The following is a 15,348-nucleotide window of genomic DNA, read 5'->3' on the forward strand; positions in this document are numbered from 1 at the left end:
CTCTATGCCAGTTGCAGCCTAAGAAGTGGGAAGCCTCGCCGTTTACGGCGGGGAGCAGTCACGAATTTATTGGCCCCTTCCTGTTGATGCCGATCAATTCCGGAGCATGATTAATGATCAATCCTGCGTTTTTAATCAGGAGGATTAATTTTCATGCTGCCCTATATATTTATATTCGTTGTGTTTTTTCTGTACGCGCTCGTCAAATTCTGGCCGTTTAACACTGAGCAAAAAAACAGCCAGCCGACCAGCACAACTAGCAAAGCAAGCCCCGGAGAAGCGCCGCCAGAAAAAAGCCAGACCGAGGCGGGCAGGTCCTTGGTGTCAGGTTGCAAATTGATTACGAGGACTCAAAGGGCGACCTGACCGTACGAGTAATCAAAGTCCTCAATTACAACGACACCACTGGAAAAATTTACGCCTGGTGCGAATTCAGAAACGCCTACAGATCATTTATCGCCAACAGAATCATTTGCGCCACCGATACAGAAACGGGCGAATTTATCGATGATATTGACGAATACCTGTATGACCGCATGGTGTAACCCCCCCGGCAGGACGGCTCCGTACCGCCCTTTTCTTGTGTTTACTTTGCCATTTTGCTGACGGCGATATAACTAACTAAATCGGCCAATTTCGTGGAAAAAACTTTTTTCCTCGAATCGTCGTTATTTATAGCCGCGCTCTTTTAACCACTCGCAGAGCGATTTCATTGACGGGGGATTCGCGTATCGGCGCACCAACTCTCCGGCGACCACCGTCGCGATTCGGTGGCGTTTTGCGTCCGACTCCTCAAGCCAGAATTCTGCGGCAATGTCGAGCGCCTCGCCCTTTAACTGGTGTCGTGGTCGCCCTGGTTTTTTGTCTCGCACCAGCTCGCGCCGCCAGCCCCAGCTCAGGCTAAAGCCTCATTTGTCGTGCTTTACCAGATTGTTAACGATAATCTTCTTACCAAAATAACAGGGGTTATTAGTTTTTGTAATCCCAGTCTTTTTCAGTATGTTCCGCAACAAAAAGCAGTTCAGGTTTAGTCGATCAATGGTGTATTGCGCGTTCTCCGTTTCTTGTGCATTTAATTTATCAGCAGGAACTCTCCGACTATCAGAAAGGTAAGCAAAAAAAACCGCAGCCCAACCTGGCACTGCGGTTTTTATTCTCACAACTGATGATTAAAAGGTTTTCTTAAACTTCAGCATGACGCCTTTATCGCTGATGTTATCCTCTTTCCAGTGATACGCATCCAGATTCAGCGAGCTTTCATTGCTGCTGTACTTCACGCCCACCGTCGCAAGGCTGTTCACTCCACCGCCCTGCTGACCATCGTCTACGTTAAAGCGCTGGTCTCCCGCCCCGGTAAGCGTCGCGCTACGCTGGCTCTTGCTGTAGCTCAGGTTAGGACCACCTTCCAGAGTGGCATTGGCGCTCCAGCCATTTTTCCCTGTGTAGTCCAGTTTCAACCCGACAATGCTGTCCACCGCCGTTTCGCTGCCGCTGTTCATGTTCAGGTTAAAGTCGCCTGCATTGCGCTCCTGATAGCCGTCTTCCAGCGTGTGGCGCAGCTTCACGCCTGCATACGGCGTCACTTTCAGCGTATCGTTCAGCTCAAAGGTTTTCGCCCCTTCGCTGCGGAACTCCAGATACTGTTGTTTCACTTCTGTGTCAGCGGTTTTGTTGACGCCGCCATAGGCCACCGAGCGGCTGCTGTCGAGATTATGCACGTCATAACGCAATGCGTTGTTCCAGCTAATCCCGCCATCAAATGCCATCTGGTGCTTCAGGCCGAAGAACTGGCTGTAGCCACCGGTTACACCGTTATCACCCGCCGTATCGGAACCATTGCCGTCCAGCCGCGCGATGCCGTACTCCAGACTCAGACTCTGGTGTTCAGTCAGTTCCAGCGATTTACGCAGCGCCAGCATGTCATACTGCGTATCGTTACCCAGTTCCGCACGCGGGTCGCCCTTCGCCACCACGTTGAAAGCCAGACCATTGCTCATCTGTGGCGCGGCATCGGCCAGCATACTGAAACGGTTACTCAGCACCCGCGCTTCGCGGAACACTGTCGTCGCCTGACTGCCGCTGATTTGTTTCAGCGCGCTGTTCAGTTCTGCCGTGGTGCCTACGTTCAGGCTGGTGTACAGCTCGTTGTTGGTGTAACCCGCATCCAGCGCCTGTGCCACGCTGTTTACGCTGGCATCCGTCGCCACATCGGTGTAGGCGTTTTTGGTCATCGTCACATCAATGTTGCCATTGACGTCCTGGCTGCCCTGCGCATTCCATACCACCGTGGTGGACGTAATGGCGCTGGCATCGGTCAGATTCTCGCCCTGTACCACATCGTTAAAGGTCATGGTCGTGGCGTCGGTGCCGGAGGCAAACCCGGCGTTCACCGAAACCCCGTCCATGCTGGCGTTATTCACCATCAGTTTACCGGCGCTGCCGTCATCATTGGTGCCGACCACATAGCCGGTCAGGTCGTTGGTGCCGTCAGTGGATGCTGAGTTCACCGCCTGCTGGCCCGGCTCGTCCGGTCGGGTGTCGCTGGCATAGTGGGTTTCTGTACCGTTGCCGCCGTCACCGTCGCCTTCTATCGTCACGCCATTTTGCTTGATGATGCCGGAGCCGGTCACGCCATCGGCGAAATTCACCGTGCCGTTGTTCACCACACGTCCGTTTGGCCCCAGTTTACTGAACGCATAAGAGTTATTGGCATAAATATTAATCGTGCCGTTGTTCTCAATCACCGCATCGGCGGTTGCGCCACTGTTCAGTTGCATCGCCACCATGCCGGTATCGGTCGTGCCTTCATACCCCAGGTTGATAACGCCGTTGACACCATTAACCATCTGCGCGCCGTCGCCTGCCGCCATCGCCACCGCGTTGTTGCCGTTGACGTTTATGGTGCCGTCGTTGATACCGTAATAATTTGCCTTGGTGAACTCCACCACCTTACCATTGGCATGGTTATAATCGATAACGCCGTCTTGCTGGTTCCAGAAATACGCGCCGTCGGTGCCTACTGCGCTTTCGCTGTAAGCGACACGTTTACCGGTAGCAGTAATGGTTCCGTTATTAATGGTGGAACCCATTCCCCAGTAGTTAATGGCGGCATCATTAAAGGTGTCGATAAAAGTCATCTCACCGGTATTGTAGAGCGTACCTGACGAATCCAGGTGGATGGCATTCTGGCCGTTTACAAATGTCAGGCTGCCGGTGTTATTAAAAACAGAAGCATTTTTAATTTGCAGTTTATCGGCATTTTTTGCGCTGTTGGCATCACCCAGCATCCAGTCTCCGGCATTATTCACCACCGAGTTGCCGGAAAGTTCCGCACCGTTACTTACCGTTCCACCCTCGTTATTGTTGAACGTGCCATCAGACATCATGATGCGCAAGTTGTCACCTTCCGTTCCACCACCAACGACAATGCCATTGTTGGTGAACGTACCGCCATTGACATTCACAGCGCTTGCAATCGTGCCGGTCTCTTCGTTAATCAAATGACTCTGCGCCTGGACGATGAGCCGACCGTCGCTGACCGAACCCGCGTTGGTGACTGTGGCACCAGATTCAACCTTGCTGCCTCCGACATCATGAATAACCAGGCTTTCACCGGCCTGGGTAATAATGTCGCCATCCTTCCAGATATAAGACACGTTGTCGTCGGAGGGGTTGTACTCATCGCTTTGCTGACAAACGCCAAAGGTACAGATTGTGCCGTAGTTAATAATGATGCCGGTGCCGTCGTTATAAAACGCTTTTCCATTTTGCGCATTAATATTGATGACGCCGGTCTGATCATTGATGGCAGTACCCCGATCGTAAACCGCGATCCCGACAAAGGTATTATCTGCTAGGGTAGAATCAAAATCCTCATCCTGCTCCAGGTTGATTGTTCCCTGATTGATCACGGTGCCAGCATTATTTCCTACCATCCCCGCCCCCGCGTTATAGACCGTGATCGTACCGCCTTCAAGGTTCGTCGCGACAGAGGTATCGTTGGCCTCCATGCCAGCGCCATAATGCATAGCTTTACTGGACGGGATATTGCTATTCAGGCTGGAGGTGTCGTTTTCATCCACCCATAATGGTCGAATAGTAATTTTGCCGGCATTATTTATCGTAGAATTGTAGTTAGCAAACATCCCCACAACACCACGGCCATACAAATCTATCGTCGCCCCCTTATCATTAATAGCAGATGACTTATTACCGGAATATATGCCAGTAATACTGACCACATCACTGGTCAGGGCATAATCATTATTAATATTATCTTCGGAGAAATCGACAACGCTTTCCTGTGACATAACTTTGCCAACGATCTCGCCGTTATTTGTCGTCGTTGAGCCATACTGGGAATAAAGAATCGCCCCGGAAAATCCATAGACCGCATCAGTAGACGCTGAAGGAACGTTGGTCAGATAGCGAGTGATAGAACCATTGTTAACCACGTTGGAGTCAGAGGAAAAAATAAAGCCCGCGTTGGTAATGTCGACATCACCGTTATTCACCACCGTGGAACCAGATTCAGCATTGATAAGCGTCAGACTGGCCTGCCAGTATGCATCGACGCTGGTGACACCATCGGTCCTAAATGTCGCGCCATCCTTTATTTCCAGATAAGCACCATTCGACAGGTTAATAATGTCACTAACGCCCAGCGGTAAATCGCCGCTAATCGCGGAATCTCCGTCCAGATAAACAGAAGAGTGCCCGTCCACGTTGATAAGTGAATTGATGTTAATTTCGCTGGCGTTAATTCCGCTACGGTTGTTGGCTATTGCTTCCCCTGCCGCCCCCATCGCATTTTGTTCACCCTTAAACTGCACACCGCCGTTCAGATAAATGGTATTACCATCACCACTGACCATCAGTCCCTGGTTTGCCTCCTGGCTACCATCATATTGCGCTTTTTGACGGGTTGTCGTTTCACTATCCACCACAACCGTAAGCGAGCCATCCAGTTGTATCGTATTGTCACTACCGACAACATTGATGCCGGTTGAGGCATCATAAAAATGCTCTGCCGCATCTGCTGCCGTCTGGTCTTTATCCACCACCACATTACCCGACAACGTGATTGCGTTGCCAGAGCCGGAAATATCCACGCCTGTTGCAACTTGCCCGGTAACATCCAGTGCGCTGGTCACCAGTGAAATGGTGTTGTTATCGCCGTTAACAATCATCCCGGTGGACGAATCGCCAACCTTCATATTGCCTGCCAGCGCGACACCGTTATTATCGCCGCTAATATTGATGCCGGTTCCTGAATTGCTGACATCAATATTACCTGCGGTGGCGAACGTCGCGTTATTGCCATCCAGCAGCACGCCGATGGAGTCCGGATCGGTCACTGTGATATTACTGATATTGACAATAGTTGCACGATCGCCAGTCACGTCAATGCCGTGTGCGCCGCCGCTGACGTACAGGTCGCCTTTCTGTTTTACAATCGCATCGTCGCCGACAACCTTCGTTCCGACTGAGCCTGCGCCATCAATGTTCATCTTACCGGTATTATCGACGGTCGCATGGTCGCCAATACTGCTCGACCCGGTACCGCCATTGGTGACCACCAGATCACCGACGTTATTGATCGTGGAATAATCGCCATTGATGATCGCTGCCGTACCGCCGTCAACCGTCGTATTACCGTTGTTATTTACGGTAATATAATCCCCGGTCAGCGAACCAATAATAGAACCTTCGCCAGTGGCAACGCTGTCACCATCGTTATTGATGACGAGATGATTGCCGGTGATCTCCATGAGCGTTGTGCCGTTGAGCGCCGTATTGCCGCCTTTATCGGTAATAATGGCATAATCAAAATGAATGGTTATTGTATCGGCGGGGTCGTCGATCGTAACCGGTGTATTTTTAGTAATATGCAGGATGCCGTCATTGTCATACTGCCAGTCCATATTACCGGAGATATTCACGCCATCGATATAAATGGTGTTGTTCTCTTCATCTATCTGCCAGCCATTAATTAACGTTGAACGTCCGTCTGCTGCAATGAGTGTATAGGTGCCATCACTATTTTTACTGACGGTAAACTCAGCATCGCGAATGGTCAGTTTTTTATTGGTTTCATCCCAGGTGACATTATTTTCAAATTCGCGCACGGTCGGTGTCGGAGTATTTCCACCGTCATCATCATCGCCGTCATCTGGTGGCACAACATCATCATCATCGCCGTCATCTGGTGGCACAACATCGTCATCATCGCCGCCATCTGGTGGCACAACATCATCATCATCGCCGTCATCTGGTGGCACAACATCGTCATCATCGCCGCCATCTGGTGGCACAACATCATCATCGCCGTCATCTGGTGGCACAACATCATCACCGCCGCCGTCATCTGGTGGCACAACGTCATCACCGCCGCCGTCATCTGGTGGCACAACATCATCACCGCCGTCATCTGGTGGCACAACATCATCGCCGCCGTCATCTGGTGGAATAACGTCATCATCTGGTGGCGTCGGGGGAACATAATCGGAATGATGATGACCATCATCATTAAGTTCAACTATCGCGAATGTGGTCACTGCTGCAGTTCCCGCCGCAACCATCCACAGTGCAAGATTGTTGTTGTGTTCAAGGCATTCCGGGGGAAGCTTTAATTGTTCCGATTTACTGAGCTTTTCAGGATGAGCAGGACACGTAACCTTTGTTGATTTACGAGTGCCATCAATATCATCGGTTTCCAGGCTATCGGCAGCCCATCCCTGTCCGCTTAATGCCAGCGCAATACAGGCTGAAAGTACTGTTTTCCTTTGCATATGTTTCCCTCAGGAGTGTCAATGTCACACCCAAACCACGAATAACGAACGGTGTATACATATATAAAACAATATGACTCATTGCATCGCTAACCAAATAATCATTCAGCACGGTGATATAATGATTTATATCTTTGAATTATTTATGTATACTTCCAGGCAGTTGTCATTAAGTGCAAATTTTTTGACGGTAAATGTTGAATTTATTGATAAGATTTGACTTTCTAATTTTATATTCGCTTGATAAGGATATTCAATTTAAAAAATGTTAAGTAAATCTGCATTTGCACGATACTGACTTATTTGAACAATTGATTTCAGTGATATTTGTTTGATGTTGACTATGAAGTTAACAGAAATAATACACCGCAAGCATACAATATACGAATATATGTACATTCGAAATCATCAAGTACACTTAATTATTCATTAACAGGAGATAATGCTATGCGGTGTAGTGTTGAAAAAACTCATCACCACACAACTGAAAAGTGTTTCCTGTACGCGTTTAATGGCTACCTAAGGTGTTGGCTTTACGCTTACCCTTTGGAGGTTAAGATGGCGATACGACGTCGCCATCCACTCTTTTTATACGATACGTACGCCCGCTGGCATCATCCGCTCCGGCGTTAACAACACGCTTTCACTGCCGTCATCGGTTTCCGCACACAACAGCATGCATTCCGAGGTTTCACCGCGCATTTTCGCTTTTTGCAGATTGCATAAGACCACCACCGTTTTTCCCATCAGCTCGTCTTCGCTGTAGTATGGCACCAGGCTGGTCACGGTTTGCAGCGTTTTTTCACCCACATCAACCTGTACGATGTACAGCTTGTCAGCGTTTTCATGGCGTTTAACTTCCACAATCTTTCCAACGCGCATTTCCAGACGCGCGAAATCGGCGTAAGCCACGGTTTCCATTGTTACCCTCCTCAAGTAAAATTTTACTAAACTATAGCAAAAGTTTTTCTGAATCCTGTAGGCTAAAAATGGAGAATGCAGGTGTGATCACATTTGTAAGCCGCTGTCTTACCGTTACTACGTCAAAGAAACGCGCTTTATTTACTGAAAACAGGTGACCCGATAAGCACTTCCTCTACAATGGGAACGCACATCAGGGAAAGTAAAAAAGGTAAACATGGCAACACTAAAAGACATCGCAATCGAAGCTGGCGTATCCCTGGCGACAGTATCCAGGGTCTTAAATGACGATCCGACATTGAATGTGAAAGAAGAGACGAAACATCGCATTCTCGAGATCGCCGAAAAGCTGGAGTACAAGACCAGTAGCGCCCGTAAACTCCAGACAGGCGCAGTCAACCAACACCATATTCTGGCTATCTACAGCTACCAGCAGGAGCTGGAGATCAACGATCCTTACTATCTGGCGATCCGCCACGGCATTGAAACTCAGTGCGAAAAGCTGGCGCTCGAACTGACCAACTGTTATGAACACAACGGATTACCAGACATTAAAAACGTTACCGGTATTTTAATTGTCGGCAAACCCACGCCCGCCCTGCGCGCCGCGGCCAGCGCGTTGACCGACAATATCTGTTTTATCGACTTTCACGAACCCGGCAGCGGTTACGATGCGGTGGATATCGATCTGGCACGCATCAGTAAAGAAATCATCGACTTCTATATTAATCAGGGCGTTAATCGTATTGGTTTTATTGGCGGTGAAGATGAGCCTGGCAAGGCAGATATTCGTGAGGTCGCCTTTGCGGAATATGGCCGACTGAAACAAGTAGTACGCGAAGAAGATATCTGGCGCGGTGGTTTTTCCAGTTCGTCGGGCTATGAACTGGCAAAACAGATGCTGGCGCGGGAAGACTATCCGAAGGCACTGTTTGTTGCTTCCGATTCCATTGCTATCGGCGTACTGCGGGCAATTCATGAACGTGGACTGAACATCCCGCAGGATATTTCACTTATCAGCGTGAACGACATCCCCACCGCGCGATTTACCTTTCCGTCGCTTTCCACCGTGCGCATCCATTCTGAGATGATGGGAAGCCAGGGTGTTAACCTGTTGTATGAAAAAGCCCGCGATGGTCGCGCGCTGCCACTGTTAGTCTTCGTTCCCAGCAAATTAAAACTGCGCGGCACGACCCATTAAATCCCCTTACACACTGTCCGACAATCGTTTTTGCCGGACAGTGCTGCCGTTTATTTTCGTGATCCAGTTAAAGTAAATGCACTTATCCGCTATTTTTTAGTAAAAGTTTTACTAAAATCCCCAGCAATTACACAAACTACCATCACCATGAATGGTTCCGATTGCTCTCTACCGGGAGGCCCTATGAATCGCTGGGAAAACATTCAGCTCACCCACGAAAACCGACTTGCTCCGCGTGCGTACTTTTTTTCATATGATTCTGTTGCGCAAGCGCGTACCTTTGCCCGCGAAACCAGCAGCCTGTTTCTGCCCTTAAGCGGTCAGTGGAATTTCCACTTTTTTGACCACCCGCTGCAAGTGCCAGAAGCCTTCACCTCTGAGTTAATGGCTGACTGGGGGCACATCACTGTCCCCTCCATGTGGCAAATGGAAGGTCACGGCAAACTGCAATATACCGACGAAGGTTTTCCGTTCCCCATCGATGTGCCGTTTGTCCCCAGCGATAACCCAACTGGTGCCTATCAACGTATTTTCACCCTCAGCGACGGCTGGCAGGGTAAACAGACCCTGATTAAATTTGACGGCGTCGAAACCTATTTTGAAGTCTACGTTAACGGTCAGTATGTGGGGTTCAGCAAGGGCAGTCGCCTGACCGCAGAGTTTGACATCAGCGCGATGGTAAAAACCGGCGACAACCTGTTGTGTGTGCGCGTGATGCAGTGGGCAGACTCCACCTACGTAGAAGACCAGGATATGTGGTGGTCGGCGGGGATCTTCCGCGATGTTTATCTGGTCGGTAAACAACTCACGCATATTAACGACTTCACCGTTCGCACCGACTTTGACGAAGCCTATTGCGATGCCACGCTGTCCTGCGAAGTGGTGCTGGAAAATCTCGCCACCTCCCCTGTCGTAACGGCGCTGGAATATACCCTGTTTGATGGCGAGCGCGTAGTGCACAGCAGCGCCATTGATCATCTAGCAATTGAAAAACTGACCAGCGTCAGCTTTGCTTTTACTGTCGAACAGCCGCAGCAATGGTCGGCAGAATCCCCATATCTTTACCATCTGGTCATGACGCTGAAAGACGCCGACGGCAACATTCTGGAAGTGGTGCCACAACGCGTTGGCTTCCGTGATATCAAAGTGCGCGACGGTCTGTTCTGGATCAATAACCGTTATGTGATGCTGCACGGCGTCAACCGCCACGACAACGATCATCGCAAAGGCCGCGCCGTTGGAATGGATCGCGTCGAGAAAGATCTCCAGTTGATGAAGCAGCACAACATCAACTCCGTGCGTACCGCTCACTACCCGAACGATCCGCGTTTTTACGAACTGTGTGATATCTACGGCCTGTTTGTGATGGCGGAAACCGACGTCGAATCGCACGGCTTTGCTAATGTCGGCGATATCAGCCGCATTACCGACGATCCGCAGTGGGAAAAAGTCTACGTCGAGCGCATTGTTCGCCATATCCACGCGCAGAAAAACCATCCGTCGATCATCATCTGGTCGCTGGGCAATGAATCCGGCTATGGCTGTAACATCCGCGCGATGTACCATGCGGCGAAGGCGCTGGATGACACGCGACTGGTGCATTACGAAGAAGATCGCGATGCTGAAGTGGTCGATATTATTTCCACCATGTACACCCGCGTGCCGCTGATGAATGAGTTTGGTGAATACCCGCATCCGAAACCGCGTATCATCTGCGAATACGCTCATGCGATGGGTAACGGACCGGGCGGGCTGACGGAGTACCAGAACGTCTTCTATAAGCACGATTGCATTCAGGGACATTATGTCTGGGAGTGGTGCGACCACGGGATCCAGGCGCAGGATGACAACGGCAATGTCTGGTATAAATTCGGCGGTGACTACGGCGACTATCCCAACAACTATAACTTCTGTCTTGATGGTTTGATCTATTCCGATCAGACGCCGGGACCGGGCCTGAAAGAGTACAAACAGGTTATTGCACCGGTAAAAATCCACGCGCTGGATCTGACTCGCGGCGAGTTGAAAGTCGAAAATAAACTGTGGTTTACCACGCTTGATGACTACACCCTGCACGCAGAAGTGCGCGCCGAAGGTGAAACGCTCGCAACACAGCAGATTAAGCTGTACGACGTTGCACCGAACAGTGAAGCGCCATTGCATATTACACTGCCGCAACTGGACGCTCGTGAAGCGTTTCTCAACATTACGGTGACCAAGGATTCCCGCACCCGCTACAGCGAAGCCGGACACCCTATCGCCACTTACCAGTTCCCGCTGAAGGAAAACACCGCACAGCCAGTGCCTTTCGCGCCGAATAATGCGCGTCCGCTGACGCTGGAAAACGATCGTTTGAACTGCACCGTTCGCGGCTACAACTTCGCGATCACCTTCTCAAAAATGAGTGGCAAACCGACATCCTGGCAGGTAAATGGCGAATCGCTGCTGACCCGCGAGCCAAAGATCAACTTCTTCAAGCCGATGATCGACAACCACAAGCAGGAGTACGAAGGGTTGTGGCAACCGAATCATTTGCAGATCATGCAGGAACATTTGCGCGACTTTGCCGTGGAACAGAGCGATGACGAGGTGTTGATCATCAGCCGCACGGTTATTGCCCCGCCGGTGTTTGACTTCGGGATGCGCTGCACCTACATCTGGCGCATCGCTGCCGATGGCCAGGTTAACGTGGCGCTTTCCGGCGAACGTTATGGCGAGTATCCGCACATCATTCCGTGCATCGGTTTCACCATGGGAATTAACGGCGAATACGACCAGGTGGCGTATTACGGACGTGGACCGGGCGAAAACTACGCCGACAGCCAGCAGGCTAACATCATCGATATCTGGCGCAGCACCGTCGATGCCATGTTCGAGAGCTATCCCTTCCCGCAGAACAACGGCAACCGTCAGCATGTCCGCTGGGCGGCACTGACTAACCGCCACGGCAACGGTCTGCTGGTGGTTCCGCAGCGACCAATTAACTTCAGCGCCTGGCACTATACCCAGGAAAACATCCACGCTGCACAGCACTGTAACGAGCTGCAGCGCAGCGATGACATCACCCTGAATCTCGACCACCAGTTGCTCGGCCTCGGCTCTAACTCCTGGGGCAGCGAGGTGCTGGACTCCTGGCGCGTCTGGTTCCGTGACTTCAGCTACAGCTTTACGTTGCTGCCAGTTTCTGGCGGAGAAGCTACCGCGCAAAGCCTGGCGTCGTATGAGTTCGGCGCAGGATTCTTTTCCACGAATTTGCACAGCGAGAATAAGCAATGAGGATCATCGATAACTTAGAACAGTTCCGCCAGATTTACGCCTCTGGCAAGAAGTGGCAACGCTGCGTTGAAGCGATTGAAAATATCGACAACATTCAGCCCGGCGTCGCCCACTCCATCGGTGACTCATTGACTTACCGCGTGGAGACAGACTCCGCGACCGATGCGCTATTTACCGGGCATCGACGCTATTTTGAAGTGCATTACTACCTGCAAGGGCAGCAAAAAATCGAATATGCGCCGAAAGAAACATTACAGGTAGTGGAATATTATCGTGACGAAACTGACCGTGAATACTTAAAAGGCTGCGGGGAAACCGTTGAGGTCCACGAAGGGCAAATCGTTATTTGCGATATCCATGAAGCATATCGGTTTATCTGTAATAACGCGGTCAAAAAAGTGGTTCTCAAAGTCACTATCGAAGATGGTTATTTCCATAACAAATAACAACTACGGCGGCAAAAGGAGTTTGCCGCCACCTCTCCCCTACTCATTTTCGGAGATGTGTTATGTCTGATACCAAACGTAATACAATCGGTAAATTCGGCTTGCTCTCGCTGACTTTTGCCGCCGTTTACAGCTTTAACAACGTTATCAATAATAATATTGAGCTTGGACTGGCCTCGGCACCGATGTTTTTCCTCGCGACGATTTTTTATTTTATTCCCTTCTGTCTGATCATCGCAGAATTTGTTTCGTTAAATAAAAACTCAGAAGCCGGTGTCTACGCGTGGGTAAAAAGTTCGCTGGGTGGACGTTGGGCATTTATTACTGCCTATACCTACTGGTTCGTAAACCTGTTCTTTTTCACCTCGCTGTTGCCGCGCGTTATTGCTTATGCTTCGTATGCCTTCCTCGGCTACGAATATATTATGACGCCGGTTGCCACCACTATTATCAGTATGCTGCTGTTCGCCTTCTCCACCTGGGTTTCTACCAACGGGGCGAAAATACTGGGGCCAATCACCTCCGTCACCTCAACGCTGATGCTGCTGTTAACGCTCTCCTACATTTTACTGTCGGGAGCGGCGCTGTTAGGCGGCGTACAGCCTGCTGACCCCATCACCGTTGACGCAATGATCCCGAACTTTAACTGGGCATTCCTCGGCATTACCACCTGGATCTTTATGGCCGCTGGCGGCGCGGAGTCCGTTGCGGTGTACGTTAACGACGTCAAAGGCGGTTCGAAAGCGTTCGTTAAAGTTATCATCCTCGCCGGGATTTTTATTGGCGTATTGTACTCCGTTTCCTCGGTGCTGATTAATGTCTTCGTCAGCAGCAAAGAGTTGAAATTTACCGGCGGGTCGGTGCAAGTATTCCACGGCATGGCGGTGTATTTTGGTCTGCCGGAAGCGTTGATGAATCGCTTTGTCGGTCTGGTGTCCTTTACCGCGATGTTCGGCACCCTGCTGATGTGGACCGCAACACCCGTGAAAATTTTCTTCTCCGAAATCCCGGAAGGCATCTTTGGTAAGAAAACCGTCGAACTGAACGAAAACGGCGTTCCGGCGCGCGCGGCGTGGATCCAGTTCCTGATCGTCATTCCGCTGATGATTATCCCGATGCTCGGCTCCAATACCGTGCAGGATCTGATGAATACCATTATTAATATGACCGCCGCAGCGTCCATGCTTCCACCGTTATTCATCATGCTGGCTTACCTGAATTTACGCACCAAATTAGATCACCTGCCACGCGATTTCCGTATGGGCTCCCGCCGCACCGGTATTATTGTTGTTTCAATGCTGATTGCGATATTTACCGTAGGGTTTGTCGCTTCGACATTCCCGACTGGCGCGAATATTCTGACCGTCATTTTTTATAACGTCGGCGGTATTGTTATCTTCCTTGGCTTTGCGTGGTGGAAATACAGTAAGTATATAAAGGGATTAACGGCTGAAGACCGTCATATTGAAGCGACACCAGCCAGAAATGTTGATTAAGCAGACTAATAAAAAATGAGCAGGCATTTCCCCTCTTCCAGGATGGGAGAGGGGAAATAGTTTTTGTTTTTATATTTTTCACCGCAATGATAACAGGCTGTACTTTTTTCTTTAGCTCATGGATTAACATAATGAAATTAATCACTGCACCATGCAGAGCGTTACTTGCTCTGCCGTTTTGCTACGCCTTTTCTGCGGCAGGAGAAGAACCTCGTCCGGCAGAACATGACGACACAAAAACACCCGTAATTACCTCAACGTCCTCGCCATCATTTCGTTTTTACGGTGAATTAGGGGTTGGTGGGTATATGGATTTAGAGGGTGAGAATAAACATAAATATAGCGACGGTACTTATATTGAAGGCGGCCTGGAGATGAAGTACGGTTCCTGGTTTGGCCTGATTTACGGCGAAGGCTGGACCGTGCAGGCCGACCACGACGGCAATGCCTGGGTGCCTGACCATAGCTGGGGTGGTTTCGAGGGCGGGATTAACCGTTTCTATGGCGGTTATCGTACCAATGATGGCACCGAAATCATGCTCAGTCTGCGTCAGGATTCCTCGCTGGATGACCTACAGTGGTGGGGCGACTTCACCCCCGATCTGGGCTACGTCATTCCCAATACCCGCGACATTATGACTGCGCTGAAGGTGCAGAACTTAACCGGCAACTTTCGTTATAGCGTTACCGCCACACCGGCCGGACATCATGACGAAAGCAAAGCCTGGCTACATTTTGGCAAATACGATCGCTACGACGACAAATACACCTACCCGGCAATGATGAACGGTTACATCCAGTATGACCTTGCAGAAGGTATCACCTGGATGAACGGTCTGGAAATCACCGACGGCACAGGCCAACTCTATCTCACGGGCCTGCTTACTCCTAACTTCGCCGCCCGCGCCTGGCACCACACCGGACGCGCCGACGGACTGGACGTACCGGGAAGCGAAAGCGGGATGATGGTGAGCGCCATGTATGAAGCGTTAAAGGGCGTTTATCTCTCCACCGCTTACACCTACGCCAAACATCGCCCTGACCACACAGACGATGAAACCACCTCTTTCATGCAGTTTGGTATCTGGTACGAATACGGCAACGGGCGTTTCGCCACGGCTTTTGATAGCCGCTTCTACATGAAAAATGCCTCTGACGATCCCAGCGACCAAATTTTCCTGATGCAATATTTTTACTGGTAATAAGGACAGTAATCT

The 15,348-nt window shown here is 50.3% G+C and carries 8 protein-coding genes; 6 read left to right on the forward strand and 2 right to left on the reverse strand.

The genetic code is table 11. The annotated features are described in order from the left end of the window. Positions 1-1,169: 1,169 nt before the first annotated feature. Positions 1,170-6,791, reverse strand: a complete 5,622-nt coding sequence (locus A7090_RS10280; protein WP_105273957.1) for a BigA/YdbA N-terminal beta-barrel domain-containing protein — start codon at positions 6,789-6,791, stop codon at positions 1,170-1,172. A gap of 327 nt (positions 6,792-7,118) precedes the next feature. Here A7090_RS10280 and A7090_RS27260 point away from each other — a divergent pair, with 327 nt between their 5' ends. Continuing rightward, positions 7,119-7,424, forward strand: a complete 306-nt coding sequence (locus tag A7090_RS27260; protein ID WP_123056947.1) for a delta endotoxin C-terminal domain-containing protein — start codon at positions 7,119-7,121, stop codon at positions 7,422-7,424. Here the strand turns inward: A7090_RS27260 and A7090_RS10285 are convergent. Beyond that, the gene (locus A7090_RS10285) at positions 7,380-7,712 is read right to left on the reverse strand and encodes a tRNA-binding protein (protein WP_105273958.1); all 333 of its coding nucleotides are present in this window, start codon (positions 7,710-7,712) and stop codon (positions 7,380-7,382) included. The two genes, A7090_RS27260 and A7090_RS10285, sit on opposite strands and share 45 nt — an antisense overlap. A gap of 217 nt (positions 7,713-7,929) precedes the next feature. Here A7090_RS10285 and ebgR point away from each other — a divergent pair, with 217 nt between their 5' ends. The 5 genes from ebgR (at position 7,930) to ygjJ (ending at position 15,333) form a co-directional block, all read left to right on the forward strand. After that, complete coding sequence (gene ebgR, locus A7090_RS10290; protein WP_105273959.1) at positions 7,930-8,913, forward strand: transcriptional regulator EbgR; 984 nt, start codon at positions 7,930-7,932, stop codon at positions 8,911-8,913. A 183-nt stretch (positions 8,914-9,096) separates the two neighbouring features. Beyond that, positions 9,097-12,189, forward strand: coding sequence for a beta-galactosidase subunit alpha (gene ebgA, locus A7090_RS10295; RefSeq protein WP_105273960.1), 3,093 nt, complete (start codon positions 9,097-9,099; stop codon positions 12,187-12,189). After that, positions 12,186-12,635, forward strand: a complete 450-nt coding sequence (locus A7090_RS10300; RefSeq protein WP_001219954.1) for a beta-galactosidase subunit beta — start codon at positions 12,186-12,188, stop codon at positions 12,633-12,635. Before ebgA ends, A7090_RS10300 begins: the two co-directional genes overlap by 4 nt. Before the next feature lie 62 nt (positions 12,636-12,697). After that, complete coding sequence (locus A7090_RS10305) at positions 12,698-14,131, forward strand: amino acid permease (RefSeq protein WP_105273961.1); 1,434 nt, start codon at positions 12,698-12,700, stop codon at positions 14,129-14,131. A gap of 131 nt (positions 14,132-14,262) precedes the next feature. Further along, complete coding sequence (gene ygjJ, locus A7090_RS10310) at positions 14,263-15,333, forward strand: protein YgjJ (RefSeq protein ID WP_105273962.1); 1,071 nt, start codon at positions 14,263-14,265, stop codon at positions 15,331-15,333. Positions 15,334-15,348 lie beyond the last annotated feature (15 nt).

Source organism: Escherichia sp. MOD1-EC7003, from assembly GCF_002965065.1.
Taxonomy (GTDB): domain Bacteria; phylum Pseudomonadota; class Gammaproteobacteria; order Enterobacterales; family Enterobacteriaceae; genus Escherichia.